This window comes from Hydrogenophaga aquatica (assembly GCF_054780915.1).
Map to the genome: position 1 here is coordinate 1 of NZ_BAAGVK010000022.1, position 26,602 is coordinate 26,602.

General features: G+C 64.4%; 22 protein-coding genes, 2 tRNA genes and 1 pseudogene. 22 read left to right on the top strand and 3 right to left on the bottom strand.

What is annotated here, in order from left to right:
* The 17 genes from ACYVHH_RS15475 to ACYVHH_RS15555 all read left to right on the top strand — a co-directional run.
* Window positions 1–104, top strand: a 104-nt coding sequence (locus ACYVHH_RS15475) for an EF-Tu C-terminal domain-related protein (protein WP_460566092.1), incomplete at its 5' end; no start/stop codon positions are given.
* Between the two features lie 13 nt (window positions 105–117).
* Window positions 118–193, top strand: a tRNA-Trp gene (locus tag ACYVHH_RS15480).
* Between the two features lie 122 nt (window positions 194–315).
* Window positions 316–696, top strand: a complete 381-nt coding sequence (gene secE, locus ACYVHH_RS15485) for a preprotein translocase subunit SecE (protein WP_460566095.1) — start codon at window positions 316–318, stop codon at window positions 694–696.
* Between the two features lie 2 nt (window positions 697–698).
* On the top strand, window positions 699–1,277 hold the full coding sequence (nusG, locus tag ACYVHH_RS15490; RefSeq protein ID WP_460566096.1) for a transcription termination/antitermination protein NusG: 579 nt from the start codon (window positions 699–701) through the stop codon (window positions 1,275–1,277).
* A 206-nt stretch (window positions 1,278–1,483) separates the two neighbouring features.
* Window positions 1,484–1,915 carry a 50S ribosomal protein L11 gene (gene rplK / locus ACYVHH_RS15495; protein ID WP_070400499.1) on the top strand — a complete coding sequence of 144 codons (432 nt, stop codon included), beginning with the start codon at window positions 1,484–1,486 and terminating at the stop codon, window positions 1,913–1,915.
* Window position 1,916: 1 nt separating this feature from the next.
* The gene (rplA, locus tag ACYVHH_RS15500) at window positions 1,917–2,612 is read left to right on the top strand and encodes a 50S ribosomal protein L1 (RefSeq protein WP_460566097.1); all 696 of its coding nucleotides are present in this window, start codon (window positions 1,917–1,919) and stop codon (window positions 2,610–2,612) included.
* Between the two features lie 237 nt (window positions 2,613–2,849).
* A complete protein-coding gene (gene rplJ / locus ACYVHH_RS15505; protein WP_460566098.1) occupies window positions 2,850–3,350 on the top strand; it encodes a 50S ribosomal protein L10 in 501 nt (166 codons plus the stop codon).
* A gap of 40 nt (window positions 3,351–3,390) precedes the next feature.
* Window positions 3,391–3,768: a 50S ribosomal protein L7/L12 gene (rplL, locus tag ACYVHH_RS15510; RefSeq protein ID WP_460566099.1), complete on the top strand. Its 378-nt coding sequence runs from the start codon at window positions 3,391–3,393 to the stop codon at window positions 3,766–3,768.
* Between the two features lie 277 nt (window positions 3,769–4,045).
* Entirely contained in the window at window positions 4,046–8,161 is a 4,116-nt protein-coding gene (gene rpoB / locus ACYVHH_RS15515) for a DNA-directed RNA polymerase subunit beta (protein ID WP_460566100.1), read from the top strand.
* Window positions 8,162–8,187: 26 nt separating this feature from the next.
* Window positions 8,188–12,402 (top strand): DNA-directed RNA polymerase subunit beta', encoded by a 4,215-nt coding sequence (gene rpoC / locus ACYVHH_RS15520; RefSeq protein ID WP_460566101.1) that lies wholly within the window; start codon window positions 8,188–8,190, stop codon window positions 12,400–12,402.
* Window positions 12,403–12,564: 162 nt separating this feature from the next.
* Window positions 12,565–13,158, top strand: a complete 594-nt coding sequence (locus ACYVHH_RS15525; RefSeq protein ID WP_460566102.1) for a LemA family protein — start codon at window positions 12,565–12,567, stop codon at window positions 13,156–13,158.
* A gap of 8 nt (window positions 13,159–13,166) precedes the next feature.
* Window positions 13,167–14,186 (top strand): M48 family metalloprotease, encoded by a 1,020-nt coding sequence (locus ACYVHH_RS15530; RefSeq protein WP_460566103.1) that lies wholly within the window; start codon window positions 13,167–13,169, stop codon window positions 14,184–14,186.
* Entirely contained in the window at window positions 14,161–15,492 is a 1,332-nt protein-coding gene (gene rsmB, locus ACYVHH_RS15535) for a 16S rRNA (cytosine(967)-C(5))-methyltransferase RsmB (protein ID WP_460566104.1), read from the top strand. The genes ACYVHH_RS15530 and rsmB overlap by 26 nt, the downstream gene beginning before the upstream one ends.
* A gap of 61 nt (window positions 15,493–15,553) precedes the next feature.
* On the top strand, window positions 15,554–16,132 hold the full coding sequence (locus tag ACYVHH_RS15540; protein ID WP_460566105.1) for a DUF4390 domain-containing protein: 579 nt from the start codon (window positions 15,554–15,556) through the stop codon (window positions 16,130–16,132).
* Window positions 16,129–18,399, top strand: a complete 2,271-nt coding sequence (locus ACYVHH_RS15545) for a sensor histidine kinase (protein WP_460566106.1) — start codon at window positions 16,129–16,131, stop codon at window positions 18,397–18,399. Before ACYVHH_RS15540 ends, ACYVHH_RS15545 begins: the two co-directional genes overlap by 4 nt.
* Before the next feature lie 30 nt (window positions 18,400–18,429).
* Window positions 18,430–19,107 (top strand): response regulator, encoded by a 678-nt coding sequence (locus tag ACYVHH_RS15550; protein WP_460566107.1) that lies wholly within the window; start codon window positions 18,430–18,432, stop codon window positions 19,105–19,107.
* Window positions 19,108–19,139: 32 nt separating this feature from the next.
* Window positions 19,140–19,215 (top strand) — tRNA-Phe (locus ACYVHH_RS15555).
* A 264-nt stretch (window positions 19,216–19,479) separates the two neighbouring features.
* Here ACYVHH_RS15555 and ACYVHH_RS15560 read toward each other — a convergent pair.
* Both ACYVHH_RS15560 and ACYVHH_RS15565 read right to left on the bottom strand, forming a co-directional pair.
* Window positions 19,480–20,445, bottom strand: a complete 966-nt coding sequence (locus ACYVHH_RS15560) for a hypothetical protein (RefSeq protein ID WP_019559508.1) — start codon at window positions 20,443–20,445, stop codon at window positions 19,480–19,482.
* 1 nt (window position 20,446) lies between these two features.
* The gene (locus ACYVHH_RS15565; protein WP_019559507.1) at window positions 20,447–21,682 is read right to left on the bottom strand and encodes a hypothetical protein; all 1,236 of its coding nucleotides are present in this window, start codon (window positions 21,680–21,682) and stop codon (window positions 20,447–20,449) included.
* Between the two features lie 245 nt (window positions 21,683–21,927).
* On the opposite strand from ACYVHH_RS15565, the gene ACYVHH_RS15570 reads away from it, so the two are divergent.
* From ACYVHH_RS15570 to ACYVHH_RS15590, 5 genes are all read left to right on the top strand, one after another.
* A complete protein-coding gene (locus ACYVHH_RS15570) occupies window positions 21,928–22,275 on the top strand; it encodes a helix-turn-helix domain-containing protein (RefSeq protein ID WP_115044230.1) in 348 nt (115 codons plus the stop codon).
* Window positions 22,272–23,201, top strand: a complete 930-nt coding sequence (locus tag ACYVHH_RS15575) for an ImmA/IrrE family metallo-endopeptidase (protein ID WP_460566108.1) — start codon at window positions 22,272–22,274, stop codon at window positions 23,199–23,201. The genes ACYVHH_RS15570 and ACYVHH_RS15575 overlap by 4 nt, the downstream gene beginning before the upstream one ends.
* A gap of 317 nt (window positions 23,202–23,518) precedes the next feature.
* Window positions 23,519–23,992 carry a DUF2924 domain-containing protein gene (locus ACYVHH_RS15580; RefSeq protein ID WP_460566109.1) on the top strand — a complete coding sequence of 158 codons (474 nt, stop codon included), beginning with the start codon at window positions 23,519–23,521 and terminating at the stop codon, window positions 23,990–23,992.
* A gap of 50 nt (window positions 23,993–24,042) precedes the next feature.
* A complete protein-coding gene (locus tag ACYVHH_RS15585) occupies window positions 24,043–25,419 on the top strand; it encodes a recombinase family protein (protein ID WP_460566110.1) in 1,377 nt (458 codons plus the stop codon).
* Window positions 25,416–25,904, top strand: coding sequence for a hypothetical protein (locus ACYVHH_RS15590; RefSeq protein ID WP_143969674.1), 489 nt, complete (start codon window positions 25,416–25,418; stop codon window positions 25,902–25,904). The genes ACYVHH_RS15585 and ACYVHH_RS15590 overlap by 4 nt, the downstream gene beginning before the upstream one ends.
* A gap of 4 nt (window positions 25,905–25,908) precedes the next feature.
* Here ACYVHH_RS15590 and ACYVHH_RS15595 read toward each other — a convergent pair.
* Window positions 25,909–26,434: pseudogene (locus tag ACYVHH_RS15595) on the bottom strand (transposase zinc-binding domain-containing protein); the annotation flags it as partial.
* Window positions 26,435–26,602: the final 168 nt, after the last annotated feature.

Genomic DNA, 26,602 nt, shown 5'->3' on the forward strand with positions numbered 1-26,602 from the left:
TCAAGCTGATCGCTCCGATCGCCATGGAAGAAGGTCTGCGCTTCGCTATCCGCGAAGGCGGCCGTACCGTGGGCGCCGGCGTGGTTGCCAAGATCATCGACTGATCGTTGATTTCGTAGGGGTATAGCTCAATTGGCAGAGCGTCGGTCTCCAAAACCGAAGGTTGGGGGTTCGATTCCCTCTGCCCCTGCCACCTGATTGGGAAGATCGTCAAAAATCTTCCCGTCACGAGTGGATTCAAGAAGCCCGCCGAAGTCGTAAGACCTCTGGTGGGCTTGCGTTTCTGATGGCGCAAGATTGTTGAGTGCAGGATTCATGGCCACAACTGATGTAGAAACCGTTGGCTCGGGAGCCGACAAAGCCAAGCTCGTCGGCGCGGTGATACTCGCCTTGGCGGGCTTTGTGGCGTTTTACCTGCTGTCGGCCCGGGGGCCTATGGTTCAGTGGGGCGCGCTGCTGCTTGCTCTGGCCGCCGCCGTGGTGGTTTTTGCGGTGTCCGATTCGGGCAAGCGCCTTGCCGCCTACGGCAAGGATTCCGTCAAGGAAGTCAAGAAGGTCGTCTGGCCCACGCGCCGCGAGGCCATCCAGATGACGGCTTATGTGTTCGCCTTCGTGTTCGTGATGGCCCTGTTCTTGTGGTTGACCGACAAGACGCTCGAATGGGTGCTCTACGATCTGGTGCTGGGTTGGAGGTAAAGATGACGGAACAAACGGCAGTCGCTGAAATGAACGCGGCACCCGCTGAGGGCATGCGCTGGTATGTGGTGCATGCCTATTCCGGCATGGAAAAGGCAGCCGAGCGCAACATTCTTGAGCGTGTGCAACGCGCAGGCATGCAGAGCAAGTTCGGTCGCATCCTCGTGCCGACCGAAGAGGTGGTCGAGGTCAAGAACGGCCAGAAGCGCACCACCGAGCGCAAATTCTTCCCAGGCTACGTGCTGGTGGAAATGGTGATGGACGACGAAACCTGGCACCTGGTGAAAAACACCAGCAAGGTGACGGGTTTCGTTGGCGGCGCCCGCAACCGCCCCACCCCCATTTCCGAAGAGGACGTGCAGAAGATCATTGGTCAGATGCAGGAAGGCTCCGACAAGCCGCGTCACAAGGTCGAGTTCGTCATTGGCGAATACGTGCGTGTCAAGGAAGGCCCGTTCACCGACTTCAACGGCACGGTCGAGGAAGTCAACTACGAAAAGAACAAGCTGCGCGTGTCGGTCACGATCTTCGGGCGTGCCACCCCCGTCGAGCTGGAGTTCAATCAAGTCGAGAAGACCTGAGTTTGCGCGGAAGGCGCGCCTGCGTCTTGCGTAGCAGATCGATTTTCAGATAGAATTAAGAGTTTCGCCGGCGCGCGTTGTCGCTCCGGCGTTTTTCGCTGGCGGCATCGGCCCGACGTCAGCGGGTGAATCAAGCGGGTCTTCACCGCGAGGAGGTTGCGTCACCAAACAGGTGGCGGGCCGCATGAACTCGCAGGAGCTTAAACATGGCGAAGAAAATCGTCGGCTTCATCAAGCTGCAAGTGCCAGCTGGTAAGGCCAACCCCTCCCCCCCGATCGGTCCGGCGCTGGGTCAGCGCGGTCTGAACATCATGGAGTTCTGCAAGGCGTTCAACGCCCAGACCCAGGGCGTCGAGCCCGGTCTGCCGCTGCCGGTGGTGATCACCGCCTTCGCGGACAAGAGCTTCACCTTCATCATCAAGACTCCCCCGGCCACGACGCTGATCAAGAAGGCGATCAAGCTGGACAAGGGTTCTTCCGTGCCGAACAAGAACAAGGTTGGCAAGATCACCCGTGCTCAGCTCGAGGAAATCGCCAAGACCAAGATGAAGGACATGACCGCTGCCGATCTGGACGCTGCAGTCAAGACCATCGCTGGTTCCGCCCGTTCCATGGGCGTGATTGTGGAGGGCGTGTGACATGGCCAAGCTGACCAAGAAGCAAAAAGCTTTTGAAGGCAAGGTGGACTCCACCAAGCTGTACCCCCTGACCGAAGCTCTGGCTATCGTCAAGGAGTGCGCAAACGCCAAGTTCGACGAGTCGATCGACGTGGCTGTTCAACTGGGTGTGGATGCGAAGAAATCCGACCAGGTCGTGCGTGGCGCCGTGGTGCTGCCCAATGGCACTGGCAAGACCAAGCGCGTGGCTGTGTTCGCCCAGGGCGCCAAGGCTGAAGAAGCCAAGGCTGCTGGCGCTGACGTCGTTGGTTTCGATGATCTGGCCGCCGACATCAAGGCTGGCAAGATGGACTTCGACGTGGTGATCGCCTCTCCCGATGCGATGCGCGTGGTGGGTACCCTGGGTCAGATCCTGGGTCCCCGTGGCCTGATGCCGAACCCCAAGGTCGGCACCGTGACGCCCGACGTGGCCACGGCTGTCAAGAACGCCAAGGCTGGTCAGGTGCAGTTCCGCGTGGACAAGGCCGGTATCGTGCACGGCACGATCGGTCGCCGCTCTTTCGACGCCGACAAGCTGCAGGGCAACCTGGCAGCGCTGATCGAGGCACTGAACAAGGCCAAGCCGGCTTCGTCCAAGGGCCAGTACCTGCGCAAGGTGGCCGTGTCGTCCACCATGGGCGTGGGCGTGCGTGTGGACGTGGCTTCCATCGCGGCCTGATCGTGAGGAATCTCGGGCTGTCACTGCGGTGATGGCCCGACATGGTGGGCCCGCCGGTCGCAAGTCCGGTGGGGCCATCCAAGACCGCTGGTGCATTTTGTCCATATGGGCAGCTTGCTTAATCATCCAGCGCAGATGGCGATCCCGCCGCAGATGGATACTTTTCCAAAAACGGTTGATCGCTGCAAACAGGTGCATGGAACGGTTCGCTGAACCATGCTTTTTAAGGAGTAGACCTTGAGTCTGAATCGCAGTGAGAAGCAAGCCGTCATCGAAGAGGTGTCGGCACTCGCCGCTAAAGCTCAAACGCTCGTGATGGCGGAATACCGTGGCATCACGGTCGCCGACCTGACCAAGTTGCGTGTCGACGCTCGCAGCAAGGGTGTGAGCCTGAGTGTTCTGAAGAACACCCTGGCCCGCCGTGCTGTCGCTGGCACTGGCTTCGAGGCAGGCGCCGACCAGATGTCCGGTCCGCTGATCTACGGCTTCTCGGAAGACGCGGTCGCCGCCGCCAAGGTGGTGGCCGACTTCGCGAAAACCAACGACAAGTTGGTGATTCGCGGTGGCGTGTATTCCGGCAAGGCCCTGGACGCGAACGGCGTTAAGCAACTCGCAAGCATCCCTTCCAAGGAAGTGCTGCTGGCTCAGTTGCTGGGCTTGATGCAATCCCCCATCTCTCGCACCGCACGTGTGCTGGCCGCTCTGGCCGAGAAGAAAGGCGAGGCGCAGGCTGCCTGATTGCAGTCTGTTCCCAACCATCAGTTTTTAGGAAATCAAAATGGCATTCGATAAAGACGCATTTTTGACCGCTCTGGACAGCATGACGGTCATGGAACTCAACGACCTGGTGAAAGCCATCGAAGAGAAGTTTGGTGTGAGCGCTGCCGCCATGGCCGCTCCCGCTGCTGCTGGTGGTGGCGCCGCTGCTGCCGCTGCTGAAGAGAAGACCGACTTCGACCTGGTGCTGGCTGAAGCTGGTTCCAACAAGGTGTCCGTGATCAAGGCCGTGCGTGAAATCACCGGTCTGGGCCTGAAGGAAGCCAAGGATCTGGTTGACGGCGCTCCCAAGACCGTCAAGGAAGCCATGCCCAAGGCCGACGCTGAAGCCGCCAAGAAGAAGCTGGAAGAAGCTGGCGCCAAGGCCGAGCTCAAGTGATTCGGTGGGAGCTTGCGGGCTCCCATGCGAATGCTCCAAGGCTGGTTGCAAGACCAGCCTTTCGGCGTTTCTCGAAAACGCTGAAAAACTGATTGGAAACAGTCCGTTTTTCAGTGTCTTCTGACCCCGACTGCAGAAGACGGCTTGGTTCGGGCCTGTGTGCAACGCACGGGCCGTCCGCCACTGACTGGTAGAGGCCAGTCGCCAAGATCCAGGGGAGTGCGTTATCGCCCGCTCCTGTTGAACAGTCGCCGCAGACCTCAAGCCCGGAGATCTCATGGCTCAATATTCATTCACCGAACGCAAGCGCATCCGCAAGAGTTTTGGCAGCCGCGAAAACGTGCTGGAAATTCCCTACCTGCTGCAGATGCAGAAGGATGCCTACACCGCGTTCCTGCAAGCCGACATGGCGCCGCGCAAGCGTGCGTCCGAGGGTCTGCAGGCCGCGTTCGAGTCGGCCTTCCCCATCGTGTCCCACAACGGCTTCGTGGAAATGAAGTTCGTGGAATACAACCTGGCCAAGCCGGCCTTCGACGTTCGTGAGTGCCAGACCCGTGGTCTGACCTTCGCTTCGGCCGTCCGCGCGCGCGTGCAGCTCATCATCTACGACCGTGAATCCTCCACGCCGCAGTCCAAGGTGGTCAAGGAAGTGAAGGAGCAGGAGGTCTACATGGGCGAAGTGCCCCTGATGACCGACAAGGGCTCCTTCATCATCAACGGCACGGAGCGCGTGATCGTCTCCCAGCTGCACCGTTCGCCCGGTGTGTTCTTCGAGCACGACAAGGGCAAAACCCACAGCTCGGGCAAGCTGCTGTTCTCCGCTCGCATCATCCCCTACCGTGGCTCCTGGCTCGACTTCGAATTCGATCCGAAGGATCTGCTGTACTTCCGTGTCGACCGCCGCCGCAAGATGCCGGTCACGATCCTGCTCAAGGCCATCGGCCTGAACCCCGAGCAGATCCTGGCGAACTTCTTCGTCAACGACCATTTCCGCCTGATGGACAGCGGCGCCCAGATGGCGTTTGTGTCCGAGCGCCTGCGTGGCGAGGTGGCCCGTTTCGACATCACCGACAAGTCGGGCAAGGTGATCGTCGCCAAGGACAAGCGCATCACCGTGCGCCACACCCGCGAGCTGGAGCAGTCCGGCACGACCCACATCACCGTGCCCGAGGACTTCCTGCTGGGCCGTGTTGTTGCCAAGAACATCGTGGACCCCGACACCGGGGAAATCATCGCCAAGGCCAACGACGAGCTGACCGAGACTCTGCTCAAGAAGCTGCGCAGCGCCGGCATCCAGGAACTGCCCTGCCTGTACACCAACGAACTGGACCAGGGCGCCTACATCAGCCAGACCCTGCGTACCGACGAGACGACCGACGAGTTCGCTGCCCGCGTGGCCATCTACCGCATGATGCGCCCCGGCGAGCCGCCGACCGAAGACGCTGTTCAGGCCCTGTTCCACCGCCTGTTCTACAACCCGGACACGTACGACCTGTCGCGCGTCGGCCGCATGAAGTTCAACGCTCGTGTCGGGCGTGACGAGTCCACTGGCCCGATGGTGCTGTCCAACGAGGACATCCTGGCCGTGGTCAAGATCCTGGTGGATCTGCGCAATGGCAAGGGCGAGGTGGACGACATCGACCACCTGGGCAACCGCCGTGTGCGTTGCGTTGGCGAACTGGCCGAGAACCAGTACCGCACCGGTCTGGCACGTATTGAAAAGGCTGTGAAGGAGCGTCTGGGTCAGGCCGAGCAAGAGCCGCTGATGCCGCACGACCTGATCAACTCCAAGCCGATCTCCGCGGCGCTCAAGGAGTTTTTCGGCGCGTCCCAGCTGTCGCAGTTCATGGACCAGACCAACCCCCTGGCCGAGATCACGCACAAGCGCCGTGTCTCCGCCCTGGGCCCGGGTGGTCTGACCCGCGAGCGCGCAGGCTTCGAGGTGCGCGACGTGCACGTCACGCACTACGGCCGCGTGTGCCCTATCGAAACGCCTGAAGGTCCGAACATCGGTCTGATCAACTCGCTGGCGCTGTACGCCCGTCTGAACGAGTACGGCTTCATCGAGACCCCGTACCGCCGCGTGGTGGACGGCAAGGTGACCAACCAGATCGACTACCTGTCTGCCATCGAGGAAGGCAAGTACGTGATCGCCCAGGCGAACGCGACGCTGGATGCCGAAGGCCGCCTGACCGGCGAGCTGGTGTCTGCCCGCGAAAAGGGTGAATCCATCCTGACGGCGCCCGAGACGGTCCAGTACATGGACGTGTCGCCCGCGCAGATCGTCTCCGTGGCTGCTTCGCTGGTCCCCTTCCTGGAGCACGACGACGCGAACCGCGCACTGATGGGCGCCAACATGTCGCGCCAGGCCGTGCCGGTGCTGCGTCCCGAGAAGCCGATGGTGGGTACGGGCATCGAGCGCGTGGCCGCGATCGACTCCGGCACCGTGGTCACCGCCAAGCGCGGTGGTGTGGTGGACTATGTCGATGCCACCCGCATCGTGATCCGCGTGAACGACGCCGAAGCCGTGGCTGGCGAAGTGGGCGTGGACATCTACAACCTGATCAAGTACCAGCGTTCCAACCAGAACACCAACATCCACCAGCGCCCCATCGTCAAGAAGGGCGACAAGCTGGCCAAGGGTGACGTGATCGCTGACGGCGCATCCACCGACTTGGGCGAGATCTCGATCGGCCAGAACATGCTGATCGCGTTCATGCCCTGGAACGGCTACAACTTTGAGGACTCCATCCTCATCTCCGAGCGCGTGGTGGCCGAGGACCGTTACACCTCCATCCACATCGAGGAACTGGTGGTGATGGCCCGCGACACCAAGCTGGGTGCCGAGGAAATCACCCGCGACATCCCGAACCTGGCTGAGCAGCAGCTCAACCGCCTGGACGAGTCCGGCATCATCTACGTGGGCGCCGAAGTGCAGCCCGGTGACGTGCTGGTGGGCAAGGTCACGCCCAAGGGCGAGACCACGCTGACGCCTGAAGAGAAGCTGCTGCGCGCCATCTTCGGCGAGAAGGCGTCCGACGTGAAGGACACCTCGCTGCGTGTGGACCAGGGCTCCCAGGGCACCGTGATCGACGTGCAGGTCTTCACCCGTGAAGGCATCCAGCGTGACAAGCGCGCCCAGCAGATCATCGACGACGAGCTGAAGCGCTTCCGCCTCGACCTGAACGACCAGCTGCGCATCGTGGAGGCCGACGCCTTCGACCGAATCGAGAAGCTGCTGACCGGCAAGGTTGCCAATGGCGGCCCGAAGAAGCTGGCCAAGGGCACGACCATCGACAAGGCCTACCTGACCGACGTCGAGAAGTACCACTGGTTCGATATCCGCCCGGCAGACGAGACCGTTGCCGCGCAGCTGGAGTCCATCAAGAACGCGATGGAGCAGACCCGCCACAGCTTCGACCTGGCTTTCGAAGAAAAGCGCAAGAAGCTGACGCAAGGCGACGAGCTGCCCGCTGGCGTGCTGAAGATGGTCAAGGTGTACCTGGCCGTCAAGCGCCGCCTGCAGCCTGGCGACAAGATGGCCGGCCGTCACGGCAACAAGGGTGTGGTCTCCAAGATCACCCCGGTGGAAGACATGCCCCACCTGGCAGACGGTACGCCCGTGGACATCGTGCTGAACCCGCTGGGCGTGCCTTCGCGTATGAACATCGGTCAGGTGCTGGAAGTCCACCTGGGCTGGGCCGGCAAGGGCCTGGGCCAGCGCATTGGTGACATGCTGCAGCGCGAAGCCGCCACGGCCGAGATCCGCGAGTTCCTCGACCAGATCTACAACCGCGCGGGCCGCAAGGAAGAATTGGCTGCGCTGTCGGACGACGAGATCCTGGCCATGGCCAAGGAACTGACGTCTGGCGTGCCTTTCGCTTCGCCGGTGTTCGATGGCGCCTCGGAAGACGAGATCCGCGACATGCTGAAGCTGGCCTATCCGGACGACATCGCCAAGGCCAAGGGCCTGACCGCTACGCGTACCCAGGCGCAGCTGTACGACGGCCGCACGGGCGACGCGTTCGAGCGCGTGACCACCGTGGGCTACATGCACTACCTGAAGCTGCATCACCTGGTCGACGACAAGATGCACGCCCGCTCCACCGGCCCGTACTCCCTGGTTACCCAGCAGCCGCTGGGCGGCAAGGCGCAGTTCGGTGGCCAGCGCTTCGGTGAGATGGAAGTGTGGGCACTGGAGGCGTACGGCGCCTCCTACATCCTGCAGGAAATGCTCACCGTCAAGTCCGACGACGTGCAGGGCCGCACCAAGGTGTACGAGAGCATCGTCAAGGGCGAGCACGCCATCGACGCCGGCATGCCGGAATCGTTCAACGTGCTGGTCAAGGAAATCCGTTCGCTGGGTATCGACATCGAACTGGAACGTTCCTGATTCACTGAAGTAAAGGAAAGCCACACATGAAATCCTTGCTCGACCTGTTCAAGCAGTTCACGCCCGACGAGCACTTCGATGCCATCCGCATCGGCCTGGCCTCGCCGGAAAAAATCCGCTCCTGGTCCTTCGGTGAAGTCAAGAAGCCCGAGACCATCAACTACCGCACGTTCAAGCCCGAGCGCGACGGTCTGTTCTGCGCCAAGATCTTTGGTCCCATCAAGGACTACGAGTGCCTGTGCGGCAAGTACAAGCGCCTGAAGCACCGTGGCGTGATCTGTGAGAAGTGCGGCGTTGAAGTGACCCAGACCAAGGTGCGCCGCGAGCGCATGGGCCACATCGATCTGGCCGCGCCTTGTGCACACATTTGGTTCCTGAAGTCGCTGCCGTCGCGTCTGGGCCTGGTGCTCGACATGACGCTGCGCGACATCGAGCGCGTGCTGTACTTTGAAGCCTACGTGGTGGTGGACCCCGGCATGACCCCGCTGAAGAAGTTCAGCATCATGTCCGAGGATGACTACGACGCCAAGGTCAAGGAATACGGTGACGAGTTCATCGCCAAGATGGGCGCAGAGGGCATCAAGGAGCTGCTGGAGAGCATCGACCTCGACACCGAGATCGAGCGCCTGCGCAACGACCTGACCGGTTCCGAACTGAAGGTCAAGAAGAACGCCAAGCGCCTGAAGGTGCTGGAGGCGTTCAAGAAGTCTGGCATCAAGCCCGAGTGGATGGTGCTGGAAGTGCTGCCCGTGCTGCCGCCGGACCTGCGCCCGCTGGTGCCGCTGGATGGTGGCCGCTTCGCGACTTCCGACCTGAACGACCTGTACCGCCGCGTCATCAACCGCAACAGCCGCCTGAAGCGTCTGCTGGAGCTGAAGGCGCCCGAGATCATCGCGCGCAACGAAAAGCGCATGCTGCAGGAAGCCGTGGACAGCCTGCTGGACAACGGCCGCCGTGGCAAGGCCATGACGGGCGCCAACAAGCGCGCGCTCAAGTCCCTGGCCGACATGATCAAGGGCAAGAGCGGCCGCTTCCGCCAGAACCTGCTGGGCAAGCGCGTCGACTACTCCGGCCGTTCCGTGATCACCGTGGGCCCGACCCTCAAGCTGCACCAGTGCGGTCTGCCCAAGCTGATGGCGCTGGAGCTGTTCAAGCCCTTCATCTTCGCCCGTCTGGAGCAGATGGGTATTGCGACCACCATCAAGGCCGCGAAGAAGGAAGTGGAAGCCGGCACGCCCGTGGTGTGGGACATCCTGGAAGATGTCATCAAGGAGCACCCGGTGCTGCTGAACCGCGCACCGACGCTGCACCGCCTGGGCATCCAGGCCTTCGAGCCCATCCTGATCGAAGGCAAGGCCATCCAGCTGCACCCGCTCGTGTGTTCCGCGTTCAACGCCGACTTCGACGGTGACCAGATGGCCGTGCACGTGCCGCTGTCCGTGGAAGCGCAGATGGAAGCCCGCACCCTGATGCTGGCCTCCAACAACGTGCTGTTCCCGGCGTCGGGCGAACCCTCCATCGTGCCTTCGCAGGACGTGGTGCTGGGTCTGTACTACACGACCCGCGAGCGCATCAACGGCAAGGGTGAAGGCATGATCTTCACCGACGTGGCCGAAGTTCAGCGCGCCCTGGACGCTGGCGTGGTCGAGTTGACCGCCAAGATCAGCGTGCGCCTGACCGAGTACGTGAAGGACAAGGATACCGGCGAGTTCACGCCCGTGACCAAGGTGGTGGACACCACTGCGGGCCGCGCGCTGCTGTCCGAGATCCTGCCCAAGGGCCTGCCGTTCGAGAACCTGAACAAGGCGCTCAAGAAGAAGGAGATCAGCAAGCTGATCAACACCTCCTTCCGCAAGTGCGGCCTGAAGGACACCGTGGTGTTCGCCGACAAGCTGTTGCAGAACGGCTTCCGTCTGGCAACCCGCGCGGGTATCTCCATCGCCATCGACGACATGCTGGTGCCTGCCGAGAAGCACAGCATCATCGAGCGCGCCGAAGCCGAGGTGAAGGAAATCGCCCAGCAGTACGCCTCCGGTCTGGTGACCGCTGGCGAGCGCTACAACAAGGTGGTGGACATCTGGGGCAAGGCCGGTGACGAGATCTCCAAGGTCATGATGGAGCACCTGAAGAAGGAAAAGACCATCGACCGCACGGGCAAGGAAGTCGACCAGGAATCGTTCAACTCGATCTACATGATGGCCGACTCGGGCGCCCGGGGTTCCGCTGCCCAGATCCGTCAGCTCGCCGGTATGCGCGGTCTGATGGCCAAGCCGGACGGCTCCATCATCGAGACCCCCATCACGGCGAACTTCCGTGAAGGTCTGAACGTGTTGCAGTACTTCATCTCGACGCACGGTGCACGTAAGGGTCTGGCCGACACGGCGCTCAAGACCGCCAACTCCGGTTACCTTACCCGCCGTCTGGTGGACGTGACCCAGGATCTGGTCGTGACCGAGGACGATTGCGGCACCTCCAATGGCACGCTGATGCGCGCCATCGTCGAGGGCGGTGAGGTGATCGAGTCCCTGCGCGAGCGTATCCTGGGCCGCACCACGGCCGAGGAAGTGCTGAATCCCGAGAACCAGGCGGTGATCATCCCTGCCGGTCACATGATCGACGAGGACACCTGCGACCTGATCGAGTCCGTGGGTGTGGACGAGGTGCGCGTGCGCACCGCGCTGACCTGCGAGACCCGCTACGGCCTGTGTGCCAAGTGCTACGGCCGCGATCTGGGCCGTGGCGGCCTGGTGAACGTGGGCGAAGCCGTCGGTGTGATCGCGGCGCAGTCCATCGGTGAGCCCGGCACGCAGCTGACGATGCGTACCTTCCACATCGGTGGTGCGGCATCGCGTGCGGCCGTGGCCTCCAGCGTGGAAGCCAAGTCCAACGGTATCGTCGGCTTCAACGCCACGATGCGCTATGTGACCAACTCCAAGGGCGAACTGGTGGTGATTGCCCGCTCCGGCGAGATCATCATCCAGGACGAACATGGCCGCGAGCGCGAGCGCCACAAGGTGCCGTACGGCGCCATCCTGGCCATCAAGCCCGACCAGACCATCAAGGCTGGCACCATCCTGGCCAACTGGGACCCGCTGACCCGCCCCATCATCACCGAATTCGCCGGTCAGGTGAAGTTCGAGAACGTGGAAGAGGGTCTGACGGTTGCCAAGCAGGTGGACGACGTGACCGGCCTGAGCACCCTGGTGGTGATCGATCCGAAGCGCCGTGGCTCCACCAAGGTGGTGCGTCCTCAGGTGAAGCTGGTGGATGCGCAGGGCCAGGAAGTCAAGATCCCTGGCACCGACCACTCGGTGACCATCGGCTTCCAGGTGGGCGCGCTGATCCAGGTGCGCGACGGCCAGGACGTGGGCCCCGGCGAAGTGCTGGCCCGTATCCCTGTCGAAGGTCAGAAGACCCGCGACATTACCGGCGGTCTGCCCCGCGTGGCCGAACTGTTCGAAGCCCGCAGCCCGAAGGACAAGGGTGTGCTGGCCGAGATCACGGGTACCGTGTCCTTCGGCAAGGAAACCAAAGGCAAGGTTCGTCTGCAGATCACCGACCCGGATGGCAAGGTCTGGGAAGACCTGGTGCCCAAGGAAAAGAACATCCTGGTGCACGAAGGCCAGGTGGTCAACAAGGGCGAGAGCATCGTGGACGGCCCGGCCGACCCGCAGGACATCCTGCGCCTGCTGGGCATGGAAGAGCTGGCCCGTTACATCGTTGACGAGGTGCAGGACGTCTACCGTCTCCAGGGCGTGAAGATCAACGACAAGCACATCGAGGTGATCGTTCGCCAGATGCTGCGCCGTGTCGTGGTCGAGAACCCGGGCGACTCCAGCTACATCGCTGGCGAGCAGGTGGAGCGTTCCGAGATCCTCAACACCAACGACGCCCTGCGCAACGACGGCAAGGTGCCTGCGACCTACAGCAACGTGCTGCTGGGTATCACGAAGGCATCGCTGTCGACGGACTCGTTCATCTCTGCGGCTTCCTTCCAGGAAACCACCCGCGTGCTGACCGAGGCTGCCATCATGGGCAAGCGCGACGAGCTGCGTGGTCTGAAGGAGAACGTGATCGTCGGCCGCCTGATCCCGGCCGGTACGGGCATGGCCTTCCACGACGCGCGCCGCGTCAAGGAGCGCATGGACGACGAGGAGCGCCGCGCGATCGCCGAGGCAGACGCTGCTGCACTGGCAGCAGATCAGGCCGAAGCCAGCAGCGACACCGAATCGGCCGAATAACGAAGACTCCCAGCCGTCATTGACCGGCCGGGGCTTCGGCCAGTGAGCCCTCAGCCAGCGAAAGCTGGTTGGGGGTTTTTCTTTTGGGCTGGGGTAAAGTCGCTGGGGGTGGCCGCATACGTCTGGCGCCGTTTGGTCAGTTTTCGGTCGTAAGGAGTGAGCATGGATGGGTTCTTGTGGGTGTTCTTGGGTGGCCTGGCCGTTGTCATCTTCTGGGCCGTGGGGGCCTACAACCGCCTGATGCGGCTGAAGACCCAGGTGTCCAACGCGTTCGGGCAGATCGATGTGCAGCTCAAGCGCCGGTATGACCTGATCCCGAACCTGGTGGAGGTCGCGCGCAAGTACATGGCGCACGAAGCCCGCACGCTGGAAGCGGTGATTGCGGCCCGCAATCAGGCGGCGGCCATGGAGCAAAAAGCGGCGGCAAGTCCTCTGAGCCCTTCCGCACTGGGCGCACTGGCGGGCGCCGAGCAGGTGCTTGGGGGTGCGCTGGGGCGATTGTTTGCGGTCGTGGAGGACTATCCCGCGCTCAAGGCGGATGAAACGTTGCGCGAACTCAGCGAAGAGTTGACGCACACCGAGAACCGGGTGGGTTTTGCGCGTCAGGCCTATAACGATCAGGTGCTGGAATACAACCAGGCCGCGTTGCATTTCCCGACGTTGATCGTCGCGCGCACGTTGGGTTTTCTCCCCCTCGACATGCTGGCGTCCACGCAAAGTGAAGAGGAGCGTCAGGCGCCTCGGGTGCAGCTCTGACCCGGGCCATGCGGTTTTTCGAGTTCCAGCGACATGCGCGGGGCCAGACGCGCCGCCTGCTGTTCTGGTTCGCGGTCATGGTGCTTGCGCTTGTGGTGGTCATCAACCTGGTGCTGGCCCTGGCGTGGCAGGTGACCTGGGGCGGCGCCTTCGGCTACCCGCGGCATTTCTTTGCGGTGAACACCGGGGTGACGCTGTTGTTCGTCCTGGGTGGCTGGTGGGTGGAAACGTCGAGCCTGCGCGGCGGCGGGGTGGTTCTGGCGCAACGGCTGGGTGCGCGCGAGGTGCGGCCTGGCAACAGCCGTGACGAGCAGCGCTTCTTGAACGTCGTTACCGAACTGTCGATTGCCGCAGGCATGCGGGCGCCGCAGGCCATGGTTTTGCCCAGGGAGCAGGGCATCAACGCGCTGGCCACCGGTTGGGATGCCGAGGACGCCGTGGTTGCCGTGACGCAAGGCGCACTGGAGACGCTGACCCGTGAAGAGATGCAGGGTATCGTTGCGCACGAGCTGAGCCACATCCGTGAAGGCGACACACGTCTGAACATGCGCTTGGCAGGAATGGTCTTTGGCCTGGAGATGATCTACAGGCTGGGGCAGAGCCTGATGGTGCCGGACGAACAGGGGCGCCGCCACCTGGCTGCCGTGCTTGGCGCCGCCATCATGGCTGCAGGCTGGCTGGGCTGGCTGGCCGGGCACGCATTGCAGGCGGCGGTGTCCCGGCAGCGGGAGTTCCTTGCCGATGCGCGTGCGGTGCAATGGACGCGCAACAAGGAGGGCCTGGGCAGGGTGCTGCGCAAGGCGCTGGGGCAGGCGGGCGGCGACGCGCGCTCGCGGACTGGGGTGGGCAACCCTGTGGTGCAGCACATGTTGCTGGTGTCTGCGGAATCGGGCAGGTGGGGGCAATGGCTCGACGCGCATCCCCCTTTGGTTCAGCGCATAGAGCGCATATATGGTGGAAAGATGCCTGCGTTGGCCGCAACGGCAGGCCGAGAGGAATGGAATGACGCTTCAAGCGCCCTTGTGTGAACAACTCGCGTGGACTGCGCGCACGCTGTCTGCGGTGAACAAAGGCGGGTCGCTCACCGACGCCTTGCCCAAGGTGCCGCCTGCGCTAAGGCCCGGCGTGCAGGCGTTGACCTTCCATGCCCTGCGCCATTGGGGCGAGGCGACGGTGCTGCAGGGCCTGCTGGCCAAGCGCCCACCACAGCCTCTGGTGGCTGCATTGCTGGGCGCGGCCCTGACGATATTGCTCGACAACGATGACGAGGGTGTGCGCTATGAACCCCACACGGTCGTCGACCAGTGCGTGCGTGCGCTGGATGCACTCAAGGCGCCCAAAGCGGCCACGGGGTTCGTGAACGCCTGTCTGCGGCGGTTCCTGCGTGAGAAGAGTGCGTTGCTGGCCAGCGCCAGGAACGACCCTGTCGCACTCTGGAACCACCCCCTGTGGTGGGTGCAGCAGCTGAAGAAGGACCACCCGGCACATTGGCAGACCATATTGCAGGCGAGCCATCGTGCCGCACCCATGACCTTGAGGGTCAACCGCCGCAAACAGGCGCGCGACAGTTACCTGGCCCTGCTCGGCGCCCAGGGCATCGCGGCACTGCCCGTGGGTGAGGACGGCCTGATTCTGGCGCGTGCCCAGCCTGTGGAGGCGCTTCCTGGCTGGCAGGACGGCTGGGTCTCCGTTCAGGATGCTGCCGCGCAGCTGGCCGCCCCCCTGCTGGCCGCCGATGGCGGGTTACCAAACGGCGCGCGGGTGCTGGACGCCTGTGCCGCCCCGGGTGGCAAGACAGCGCATCTGCTGGAGCGTGCAGAACTGGACCTGCTGGCCCTGGACGTTGACGCCCAGCGCTGCCTGCGCATTGGTGACAACTTGCGGCGGCTCGGGCTGCAAGCGCAGGTTAGGGCTGCGGACGCCGCCGAGCCCGGCACGTGGTGGGACGGGCGGCCGTTCGACGCCATCTTGCTGGACGCCCCCTGCACGGCCTCGGGAATCGTGCGGCGCCATCCTGACGTGCGATGGCTGCGCCGCCCCTCCGACGTGCCCCGGCTGGCCGAGCAGCAACGCCGGCTGCTGGAAGCGCTTTGGCCGCTGCTGAAGACCGGTGGCCGACTGCTGTATTGCACATGTTCCGTCTTCAAGGCAGAGGGTGACCTTCAGGTGGAGGCTTTTCTTTCGCAGCACGCCGATGCAAGGCTGTCGCCATCGCCGGGGCACCTGTTGCCCGATCGTGCCGAGACAGGGGATGTTTCGGCGATGAACGACAATCCAAAGGGTGGAATGGATGGTTTCTATTACGCCTTGCTGCACAAGCTCCCTTCGGCCTGACCGCTCAGGCCGCGGGGCGTGGCCATTTGCCCGGGGGCTAGGTGGTCTCGGGCTCCGGGTCTTGCTGTTTGCGCTTGTGCTCTTGGGCGGCATGGCCAAGGCAGAAGGCGTGCCGCTGGAGTCACCGAGGGTGGAGGTGGAGCGGACGGCTGAAGGCATCCACTTGTCGGCCCGGATTCCGTTTTCTCTGCCCGACGGGGTGGATGACGTGCTCCACAAAGGGGTGCCCTTGCACTTCATCTGGCAGGCCGAGGTGCAGCGGCCCCGCTGGTACTGGGCCGATCAGAAGGTGGCCAGCGCCAGCCGCGTCGTGCGTCTGGCCTACCAGCCCTTGACCAGGCGCTGGCGCCTCAGTGTTTCGTCGGCCTTGCCCAGTGAGGCGGGAGCCGTCAACGCCCTGCACCAGAACGTGGACTCGCTTCAGGAGGCGCTGGCAATTGTGACGCGCACGTCGGGCTGGAAGCTGGTGGACGGCTCGATGCTTGCGCCGGACGTGACCTACCGGGTGCAGCTGCGTTTCCGGCTGGATGCGGGTTTGCTGCCCAAGCCTTTCCAGATAGGTGCCGCCGGCCAGGACGAATGGAAGCTTGACTTCACGCAAGTGCTGAGCGTGCCACCCATTGCCGACAACCAGCCATGAACATCCCGTCCCCCGCCTGGAAAAACAAGGCCGCGACACGGTGGGCGGTTGGGCTGGCCATGGTCTTCATGGTGGGTGTGGCCATGGTGCTGTTCTTCCTGCTCACACTCGCCACAGACCATCGTGCCTTCTACGAGGTGAATTACACGCGCCTTGTGCTGGTCAACGTTGCGGTCGCGGCGGTGCTGCTGCTGGTGATACTCTGGCTGTCGGTCAGGCTGGCCATCCGGCTCAAGCGCAAACGGTTCGGCAGCCGCCTGCTGCTGAAACTGGCCGCCATCTTCGGCCTGGTCGGCTTCTTCCCCGGTCTGCTGATCTACACGGTGTCCTACCAGTTCGTTTCCCGCTCGATCGAGTCGTGGTTCGACGTCAGGGTGGAGACAGCCCTGTCGGCAGGCCTGAACCTGGGGCGCACAACACTGGATACCTTGGCCGCCGATCTGGCGAACAAGACCCGCTCCGCCGCGCTCGCGCTGGGGGGCACGAGCGATGCTGCGGCAGGACTGGCACTGGAACGCCTGCGTGAACAGCTGCTGGCCAGCGACGTGGTGCTCTGGAGCAGTTCGGGGCAGGCGATCGCCAGTGCCGGTGAGTCGCGCTTCGAACTGACGCCCGATCGGCCGAGTCCTGTGCAACTGCGCCAGATTCGCAGCCAGCGGGTGGCCTTCAGCATCGAGGGGGTCGAGGAGCTGGAGTCGCTGCCCGACCCCAAAGTCCTGCTGGACATGCCGTCAGAAAAACTGCCCAGAGTGCGCGTGCTGGCCCTGGTCCAGCCTTCCAGCTTCGGTTTTGGTGCCGATTCGCGTGTCTTGCAGGTGAGTGCGCCGCTGCCCGCAGCGCTGCTGGCCGATGCGCTGGCCGTCCAGCAGGCGCATCGCGAATACCAGGAGCGTGCCTTGGCGCGCACCGGTTTGCGAAACATGTACATCGGCACGCTCACACTGGCCCTGTTCCTGGCGGTCTTTGGTGCCGTGCTGCTGGCCGTGCTGCTTGGCAACCAGCTGGTGCGGCCGCTGCTCGTCCTGGCCGAGGGCATGCGGGACGTGGCGCGCGGCGACCTCACGCCCAAGGTGTCGCTGCCCGCCCGGGATGAACTGGCCGGGCTCACACGAACCTTTGCACACATGACGCAAGAACTCTCGGATGCCCGGCAGGCCGTTCAGCAGAGCATGGTTCAGGTGGATGCTGCGCGCTCGAACCTGCAGACCCTGCTGGACAACCTGACGGCAGGTGTGGTGGTGCTGGATACCGGGCACCGTGTGCTCAGTGCCAACCCCGGTGCCACGCGCGTCTTGCGGGTCCCACTGGCTGCCTACCTGGGGCGCCCGCTGCGCGAGGTGCCCGGGCTGGAAGCCTTCGGCGCCGCGGTCGCGCAGCATTTCGACAGGTTCGGCGCAGACGTTTCCTCGGCCGAAGGCGGGCACTGGCAGCAATCGTTCGAACTCCACTCCGGCCATGCGGACGTGATGCACGCATCGGGGATCGTGACCTTGATCGCCCGCGGGGCCCTGTTGCCTAACGGCGAACATCTGCTGGTGTTCGATGACGTCTCCGAAATCATTTCGGCCCAGCGGGCCCAGGCCTGGGGTGAAGTGGCGCGCCGCCTTGCACATGAGATCAAAAACCCCCTGACGCCGATTCAGCTGTCGGCCGAACGGCTGGCCATGAAACTGGAGCCCAAGCTGGAGGGCAGTGAGTTGGCGGTTCTCCAGAAATCGGTGAGGACCATCGTCGATCAGGTCGATGCCATGAAGCGCCTGGTCAACGAGTTCAGGGACTACGCGCGCCTGCCCGGTGCGCAGCTGGTCCCGCTCGATCTGAACGTGCTGGTCACCGACATCGTTGCCATCTACGACGCCTCGGACGTGCCCGTGAGGCTGGACCTGGATCCGGCATGCCCGCTGGTGGCTGCGGATGCCCAGCAGGTTCGCCAGGTGGTGCACAACCTGGTCCAGAACGCCCAGGACGCCACGGGGTCCAGGGGCGCTCCAGTGGTGTTGCAGACCCGCGTTTCAGAGAGCGGGCGCTGGGTGCGCCTGCACGTGCTGGACAGTGGCCCGGGATTTGCTGAGGCCATTCTGAAGCGAGCGTTTGAACCTTACGTGACGACCAAGAGCAAAGGCACTGGGCTGGGGCTGGCGGTGGTCAAGAAGATCATGGACGAGCACGGTGGCCGGGTGGACCTGGCACAGCGCGTGGAAAGTGGCCAGGTGTGCGGGGCACAAGTGTCGCTATCATTCAAGGTTGCAAATACGCAACAGAGTTGAGCTGATCAGAGAGGACGCAAGCGCAACGTCATGGCGAACATATTGGTGGTTGACGATGAACTCGGCATTCGGGATTTGCTGTTTGAAATCCTGAACGACGAGGGCCATGCTGTCGAACTGGCGGAGAACGCGGCGCGTGCGCGTGAACTGCGGGCCAGTTACCGGCCCGATCTGGTGCTGCTGGACATCTGGATGCCCGACACCGACGGGGTGACCCTGCTCAAGGAGTGGTCTGCCAGCGGTCTGTTGACCATGCCGGTGATCATGATGAGCGGCCACGCCACCATCGACACCGCTGTCGAGGCCACCCGCATCGGCGCCATGGCTTTCCTGGAAAAGCCCATCACCTTGCAGAAATTGCTGCAGGCCGTTGAGAAAGGGCTCAACAAGGTGGTCGCGCGCACGCTGCCGTCGCAAAGGGCGCCCGCCGTGTCCATGCCTTCTGTTGTCGTGGCGCCAACACCGGGCGTCGTGCTCGACGCCGAAGCGCAGACAGACAGCGCTGCCGTTCAGACTTTCGATCTGGACGTGCCGCTGCGGGACGCGAGGGATGCCTTCGAGAAAGCCTATTTCGAATTCCATCTGGCCAAGGAAAACGGGTCCATGACCCGCGTGGCCGAGAAGACCGGGCTGGAGCGCACGCACCTGTACCGCAAGCTCAAGCAGCTGGGGGTGGATTTGTCGCGGTCCAAACGCAACGGTAGCTAACGGGCAAAAAACTCTGCTATAATTTAAGTCTTGGCCCGGTAGCTCAGTTGGTAGAGCAGCGGATTGAAAATCCGCGTGTCGGTGGTTCGATTCCGCCCCAGGCCACCACCATTCAGCGCCCAACCGTTCTCGGTTGGGCGTTTTCATTTGCGGGTTCCGCGACACCATGCGGGGTTTGGCGGCGTTCCGCGTGTGCCACGCGGTAGTGGCAGGGTGGCCGGAAGTCGCCCGGTTCGACTCTCTTTCGCCCTCTTTTCTCTCGAAATCCGCGCCAACTTCTTTGCGGAAGCGCACGCAAATGGCCTTGTGGCCCAGTGACTTGCACGTGCGTCACTGCCATCGGTTGTCCATCGTGCTTGGATGAGCAAGGCATCAAGCCTGCACGGGGCTCAATGCTGCAGCACAGGGCATCGAGTACAGCCCCGGGCGCCCCTGCACGACCTGGACGAGGGCCCGGTATGCAACGAGTGGCCCTTCGGCTTCCGGCTTGCCCTTGTCGCGCGTCTTGACCTTGAACACGTCGATGGGCTTGGCGCTGTCGAGCCCGGCACGCCGCATGACCTGTTCGGCGGTGCGGGGCTCCCCCTTGAACGACCACAGGGCCTCGAACACTGCTGCCTGAGCCTCGGTCAGCCGGATCGGGCCGTGCGGCCAGTCGGGCAGCGTGACCCAGCGGAAATCCGCCGAGAAAGGCCCCTTCACTGGCGTCGTTGGATCGCTGGCCTGCGGGTCTGGCGGCTCACCCGGCAGGCCGATGAGCGCGATGCCGCCACCGTAGAGGGTGAAGCGATCTTCCAACGCCCACCACTGCACGCCCGGCCCGAAGGGCGCACCGCGCGTTTCGCGCGGTTTGGGTGTAATCACCCGAACGTCGCCACCGGTCACGCGCACCCGATCCAGCAGCGCTGGTTCTTGCCACAGCCTCACGATGTCGCGTGCGAGCAGCACCGGCGCGCGCCGGGATTCGCCCAGCCGCCACACGCCGTCACCAAGGTCGTCGATGCCGTCGCGGCTGTCGATCGCAAGGGCCAGGCGCAGCTTCTGGCGCAGCCAGTCCTCGTTCAACCGCAGCGCTGCGCCGTCCTGCGGCGAGACCGGCACCGGCCCGCAGTCCGGGCAGCGGCACAAGCGTCCGCCGCGCCCGTCGCCGAACACCGGCGCCCGATGCAGCGCACAATGCGGGCACAGCACGCAAGATTGATCAGTCACGGCCGCCTGGATCGCGCGGCCCAGGTGCGGCAGCAGCGCCACCTCGCGCGGCGACAGGGTGGCGCGCAGCACCGGCATGCCCGCGGCGAACAGCCGGCAGACGAACTGCCAGCCCTCGTGTGCCGACATCTCACGCGTCCTCGGGAGTCGTCGCCCTGACCGTGCCCGCGGCGAAGGGTGCCTCCTGTGCGCTCAAGGTCTGGCCGGGGCGCAGGATGCCGATGCGTACCAGGTAGCGCTCCAGCTGCGCTTGCAGCTTGGCATCGAACTGGTGCAGGTTGAGCCGCCCGCGGCTCGTGACCTCGATGGGCACCACGCGCGCCCGGGTGCGCCCTGGCTCGGGAGGGTAGTACAGGTTGATCTGAGCCGCCAGCACCGCCCAGCGGCCTTCCAGCGGGCCCGGCAGTTGATCGCGCAGCAGTTCATGCACCGAGCGGTGCTGACTGGCCTGCATGGCCGTGCACTCGATTTTCAGATCTCCCTCCGGACTCAGCAGCGTGAGCGACTTCAGCTGCACCAGCGAGAAGCCGTCCTCGAACACCTCCGGCACATCGAAGCCCGTGCGCAGCGCCGACAAGTCCAGCGCCGGGGCCTTGATACGCTCGGGCGTGGCCTTCACCCCGAGCACATGCTCGGCGAAGGCCTCCACCAGCATCTGCTGCACCTTGTGACCGCCGCGCGCCAGGGTGCGCACCACGCCCGTGGCTTCGGCGTACTCCAACACCATGTGGATGTTCGGGTTGCCCACGCGCTGCTTCAACACCACGCCCTCGAACTCCAGGCGCAGCTCGGCCAGGTCTTTGACGTGCACCGTCAGCAGGTGGATGCCGGGGCTCCTGGGCACGAGATAGGCCACACAGCCCTCGCCGCACTGGCGCTCGCGCTGGTAGTAGGCCGAGATCGCTCGACGCAGACCGGCCAGTGCGGCGTCCGTCGGGATCGCAGGGCGCCGCACTCCCAAGTCGTATTGCTGCGCCTGGGCGCTGTGGTGCGCCCAGAAATCGAGATCGCTGGCGCGTTCGAACAGCGCCCGGTGCCGCACGTACAGCCAGAACGAGCGATGCAGGTCGCTCTGGCACAACGCCAGGCCCGTCACCACGGCGGGATCGGACAGCGCCGCCTCGAACATCGCCTGGCCGCCCGCGGCATCACCCAGCGCGACGCTGGCCACCAGCTCGGCCGTCAGCCGGTCGCGCGCCGAGGTGTCGCCCCACGTCATGATGGCTTCAATCACGGCCCGGTTCGGCGGCTCGTGCGGCTGTGCATCGAGCGCTGGCGGCACCGCCAGCCCATGGCTGGCGAGAAACTGGTGCAGCGTCTCATCCGGCGGCAGCGCCTGCAGCACGTCGACATAGGTCTTCTTCATCGCGTCTCGGTCCTTTCCTTGAGGTGACGTCGGAGGTCTGCTGACCGAGGCTTCGGGCACGCGGGCCGGCGACGGCTGACTGAACTTGTGTCACGCCAAAGTAAAGCAGCGTGATACAGCGCGATTGTGTCCCGGCCTGATCCGCTTGTCAAACTGCATGGCACATCTAGCGGCGTTTGGTATCACAGGGCTATACTGTCGGATCGCATTCCAACACTTCCCGTGATTCGAGACGGGGCATCGCCATGGCTTCCGCGTTTGGATCTCGCCTGCGGCGATTCCGCGAGGCGAAGAAATTGACCCTGCAGCAGGTGGCCGACGCGGTCGGCTGCACCAAGGCTTACATCTGGGAACTGGAGATGAAGGAGGGCCAACGCCCCTCGGCCGAGCGCGTGCAGGCGCTGGCCAGGGTGTTGGGCGTCACGATGGAGGACATCATGGGTGAGCCCATGCCCCAGGTCCCCGAGGCCAGCCCCGAGGATGTGGCCTTCTTCCGGGCGTACGCCGGCATGACCGAAGCTGAGAAGGACCGGGTGCGCCAAGCGCTGAAGATCATCTTCCCGGACAAGGATCTGCCGGAAAGCAAAAGGTGAACACGCCCCCGGCCCTCAACGGCGCGATCGCCGCCAACAAAGTCCACCACTGGTTGCGGGCTTGGTATGGCGCGGACGTGCCCGAGGCCGTCGATCTCGATGTCGTGCGGCAGATGCTGCCGACCACGCCCTACGGCAAAGGGGTTCGGGAGATTCGTCCGCCGGTGCAGTTCAACGACGATGCCTTCGAGGGCCTGCTGGCGCGGGACCCTGATGACCCTGAAGTCTGGGGTATCGCCTACAACGGCACGGTCAGCCCGCAGCGCCAGCGATTCACCATCGCTCACGAGCTCGGGCACTTCGTCCTGCACCGCGACCGGCAGCAGCGCTTCAACTGTGACAAGGAAAGCGTCCACTCCAGCCACGAGACCATGCGCCTGATCGAGCGCGAGGCCGACGACTTCGCCAGCAATTTGCTGATGCCCGGCGATCGGCTGCGCGAGTGGATCTCGAACGGACGCATCGATCTGCACGTCCTCAGCGCCATTGCCAAGCGCTTCCAGGTCTCGTTCGAGGCGCTGTGCATCCGCTTCATCAAGTTCACCCCGCAGCGCGCGATCCTGGTCTACTGGGACAACGGCTACGCGAAGTACGAATGGCGCAGCAGCAGCGCCGTGAGAACCCGGGCGCGCATCCGGCGCACCGCCGATCCGCAAGAGCCCTTACCCGGCACGCTCGCCGCCGACGCGAGCGTCGAGCAGGCATGGGATGGCGTCGAGATGTCCGCCGCGATCTGGTGCCCGGAGGAAGCCCCCCACATGAAGCTGCGCGAGTTCAAGCACAGCTACGCCTCGAGAGATCGCGTCCTGACCCTGCTGCTGTTGGAAAGCGCCGAGCCGCGCGCTTGGGATCGATCCTGGCAGGACGGCGAAAGCAACGACTGCGATGACCGGTTCATCTCGACAGGCCAGCACCAGGTGCGATGACGCAGGGCGCCGTCGCCCGCGCATCCCCGCCAGAACCCGTTACGCGGAGCCCCTCGATTCCTAGCATGGTCGGCGTTCTCCATCGAAACGCCGACCATGCACGAACCCGAACCCTTCGTCCTGGCTCCCGAGGCCGATCGGCCTCGGCACGCGCACCAAGAGATCGTCGATCTGTTGGCCTGCGCCCTGCTGCGGCTGCGCGCACGCCCCTATCCGCCATCTGGCCGTCCCGCCACCGACAGCGACTCGGTTGGCCTTGGCTTGTGCGGTCCACAGCGCGTGAATGCGAACCCCGATGACCACCAAGGAGTTCGCTGATGACGACACACGCACGCCCTGCAGACCCAGCCACCGTCGCCGCCCGTATCGCCCAGCTACCCGATTTGTCCATGGAGGACCTCTGGGCGTTGTGGGACGAGTATTTCGATGAGCGCCCGAAGCACCACCATCGCACCTGGCTGGAGAGCCGGCTCGCCTACCGGATCCAGGAGCGCGCCTTCGGCGGACTGAGGCCCGCGACGCGTCGCAAGCTCGAGCAGATCGGTGAAACAGGCCTGCTGCCGCGCGGGCTGCGCCGCGAGGCGAGCCGGCTGCTGCCGGGCACGGTGCTCACGCGCATCTTCGACGACGTCGAGCACCGGGTGCTGGTGCGCGGATCCAACGATTTCGAGTATCAGGGGCAGCGGTTCAAGAGCCTGACGGCGATTGCCCGCCACATTACCGGCACGCCGTGGTCGGGACCCGCGTTCTTCGGCTTGAAGGCCAAGGATGGCCAGAAGGAGATGGCATGAGATCGCCACGGCCCGTGCCCACCTCGTCCATCCAGGCCCCACATCCAGTGATGCCGAAACGACGCTGCGCGGTCTACACGCGCAAGTCCAGCGACGAAGGACTCGACCAGGAATACAACAGCCTGGAGGCCCAACGCGACGCCGGGTTGGCCTACATCGCCAGCCAACGCCACGAGGGCTGGATCGCCGTCGAAGACGGCTATGACGACGGCGGCTACTCCGGCGGCAACCTCGACCGCCCGGCGCTCGAGCGGCTGCTGGCCGACATCGAGGCCGGCAGGATCGACATCGTGGTCGTCTACAAGATCGACCGCCTCACGCGCAGCCTCGCCGATTTCGCCAAGCTGGTAGAGGTGTTCGACCGCAACGGCGTCTCTTTCGTGGCGGTCACGCAGCAGTTCAACACCACCACCTCGATGGGGCGGCTCACGCTCAACATCCTGCTGTCCTTCGCCCAATTCGAGCGCGAGGTCACCGGCGAGCGCATCCGCGACAAGATCGCCGCCTCCAAGGCCAAGGGCATGTGGATGGGCGGCATGCCGCCGCTGGGCTATGACGTCGTCGATCGCAAGCTCGTCGTCAACGAGCGCGAGGCCGCTCTCGTGCGTGACATCTTCCGGCGCTACGCCGAGCATGGCTCGGCTGCACGGCTGGTGCGGGAGATGGCGGTCGAGGGGCACACCACCAAGGCCTGGGTGACCCAAGGCGGGCGCCAGCGCACGGGCCGACCCATCGACCAGCAATACATCTTCGCGCTGCTGCGCAACCGCATCTACCTGGGTGAGATCCGCAACCACGGCACGTGGTATCCCGGCCAACACGAAGCGATCGTGCCGCAAGACCTGTGGGACGCCGTGCACGCGTTCATCGCGCGCCGCAAGCAGGCGCCGCGTGAACACCGGGCCCAACACCCGGCGCTGCTCGCGGGGCTGCTGTTCGCGCCCGATGGCCAGCGCATGTTGCACACCTTCGTCAAGAAGAAGAACGGGCGCATGTATCGCTACTACGTGCCCTACCTGCACAAGCGCCGTAACGCCGGTGCGACGCTGTCGTCCGATGCGGTCGATGTCGGGCACCTGCCCGCGGCCGAGATCGAGAACGCGGTGCTGGCGCAGATCCACGCGGCGCTCTCGGCGCCGGAGGTGCTGATCGGCACCTGGCGTGCGTGTCAGCGACACCCGGCGGGTGCCGCCCTCGACGAAGCGCAGGTGGTGGTGGCGATGCGACGCATCGGCGACGTGTGGGCGCAGTTGTTCCCGGCCGAGCAGCAACGCATCGCGCGGCTGCTGATCGAGCGGGTGCAACTGCATGAGCACGGACTCGACATCCTCTGGCGTGAAGACGGCTGGCTGGGATTGGGGCCCGAGATCGGCGCGCATCCCTTGGTCGACGAATGCCGCGCGAGCGCCGAAGAGGCTTTGGCATGACCCGGTCGCCTCCCGATCCGACTGCGAACTCCCGCCGTCGCGCGATCCGGGTCGAGATCGGCAACGACGCACGCAGCTACGTCAGCGACAGGCAGCGGGTGACCCTGGTGCCCCTGACGATCAAGCGCCGGCAAAACCGCAAGCTCCTGATCCCGCCGACGCCCGAGTCCGCAGCCTCAGCCGCGGGAGGACTGGACGCGTCGATGATCAAGACGCTCGGCAAGGCCTTCTACTGGAAGCGGCTGCTCGAGGAGGGGCGCTATCCCACGACGACCGACCTGGCCCGCTCCCTGAAGTTGGAACCCGGCTGGGTGGCCGAGGTGCTGCGCCTGACCCTGTTGGCCCCCGACATCGTCGAGGCCATCCTGGACGGGCGCCAGCCCCGCCATCTGAACCTGCAGACCCTGCGTGGCCGGCACGATCTGCTGCCCCGCGACTGGGCCGAACAGCGCCGGCTGCTGGGTTTTCCGCCACCGGCCCAGTGACCGGCCGCACGGGTGCGGTGCAGGCGCGGCTTGCGCTGCGGACGCTCGGTGGTGTCCTCGTACACGCCGTCGAGCCACAGCATGTGGAAGTGGATGTTGAGATTCAGCGCGCTGCCGAAGCGCTGGATCAGGGTCACCGCACCGCATTGCGCCGTATCCCGCGGCACGCCGGCCTGATCGGCAAGCCAACCGGCGATCACACGATGCACGATGCCCAGCACCGGGCCGATCGCCTCAGGCTTGCTGGCGAACAGGAAGCGCAACGGGTACGGGAAACTCAGCACCCATTGCCGCACCGGCCGCGGGCCGAACACCTCGTCCACCAGATGCCGCGCCGACTCGGCCATGCGCCGTGCGCCGCAGCTGGGGCAGAAGCCGCGCTTCTTGCAGGAATACGCCACCAGCCTCTCTGCACGACAGTGCTCGCAGACCACGCGCAGGAAGCCGTGCTCGAGCACGCCGCAGCGCAGGTAGGTCTCGAACTCCTCGCGCACATACTCGGGCAGCGGGCGGTCTTCGGCCTCAAGCCGAACTCCCCGGACGAGTGGGAGCTGGACCTGAAGTTCGTCAACCCGACCGATTCCTGGATGCTGGTCGAGATGTCGACGTGGAACGACGTCGCCACCTGCTATCTCTACGGGCCGGAGCTGAACCGCGAGGTCGAGATCTCGCAGCCGAAGATCAGCGACCCGATCGAG

Bases quoted from the DNA above. Each gene is read 5' to 3' on its own strand.
- ACYVHH_RS15560 (WP_019559508.1), bottom strand. From the start codon at position 20,445: ATGTCGGCACACGAGGGCTGGCAGTTCGTCTGCCGGCTGTTCGCCGCG.
- rpoB (WP_460566100.1), top strand. From the start codon at position 4,046: ATGGCTCAATATTCATTCACCGAACGCAAGCGCATCCGCAAGAGTTTT.
- ACYVHH_RS15530 (WP_460566103.1), top strand. From the start codon at position 13,167: ATGCGGTTTTTCGAGTTCCAGCGACATGCGCGGGGCCAGACGCGCCGC.
- ACYVHH_RS15545 (WP_460566106.1), top strand. From the start codon at position 16,129: ATGAACATCCCGTCCCCCGCCTGGAAAAACAAGGCCGCGACACGGTGG.
- nusG (WP_460566096.1), top strand. From the start codon at position 699: ATGACGGAACAAACGGCAGTCGCTGAAATGAACGCGGCACCCGCTGAG.
- rplK (WP_070400499.1), top strand. From the start codon at position 1,484: ATGGCGAAGAAAATCGTCGGCTTCATCAAGCTGCAAGTGCCAGCTGGT.
- ACYVHH_RS15550 (WP_460566107.1), top strand. From the start codon at position 18,430: ATGGCGAACATATTGGTGGTTGACGATGAACTCGGCATTCGGGATTTG.
- ACYVHH_RS15580 (WP_460566109.1), top strand. From the start codon at position 23,519: ATGACGACACACGCACGCCCTGCAGACCCAGCCACCGTCGCCGCCCGT.
- secE (WP_460566095.1), top strand. From the start codon at position 316: ATGGCCACAACTGATGTAGAAACCGTTGGCTCGGGAGCCGACAAAGCC.
- ACYVHH_RS15585 (WP_460566110.1), top strand. From the start codon at position 24,043: ATGCCGAAACGACGCTGCGCGGTCTACACGCGCAAGTCCAGCGACGAA.
- ACYVHH_RS15570 (WP_115044230.1), top strand. From the start codon at position 21,928: ATGGCTTCCGCGTTTGGATCTCGCCTGCGGCGATTCCGCGAGGCGAAG.
- ACYVHH_RS15590 (WP_143969674.1), top strand. From the start codon at position 25,416: ATGACCCGGTCGCCTCCCGATCCGACTGCGAACTCCCGCCGTCGCGCG.
- ACYVHH_RS15525 (WP_460566102.1), top strand. From the start codon at position 12,565: ATGGATGGGTTCTTGTGGGTGTTCTTGGGTGGCCTGGCCGTTGTCATC.
- rplA (WP_460566097.1), top strand. From the start codon at position 1,917: ATGGCCAAGCTGACCAAGAAGCAAAAAGCTTTTGAAGGCAAGGTGGAC.
- rplL (WP_460566099.1), top strand. From the start codon at position 3,391: ATGGCATTCGATAAAGACGCATTTTTGACCGCTCTGGACAGCATGACG.
- rpoC (WP_460566101.1), top strand. From the start codon at position 8,188: ATGAAATCCTTGCTCGACCTGTTCAAGCAGTTCACGCCCGACGAGCAC.
- ACYVHH_RS15565 (WP_019559507.1), bottom strand. From the start codon at position 21,682: ATGAAGAAGACCTATGTCGACGTGCTGCAGGCGCTGCCGCCGGATGAG.
- rsmB (WP_460566104.1), top strand. From the start codon at position 14,161: ATGACGCTTCAAGCGCCCTTGTGTGAACAACTCGCGTGGACTGCGCGC.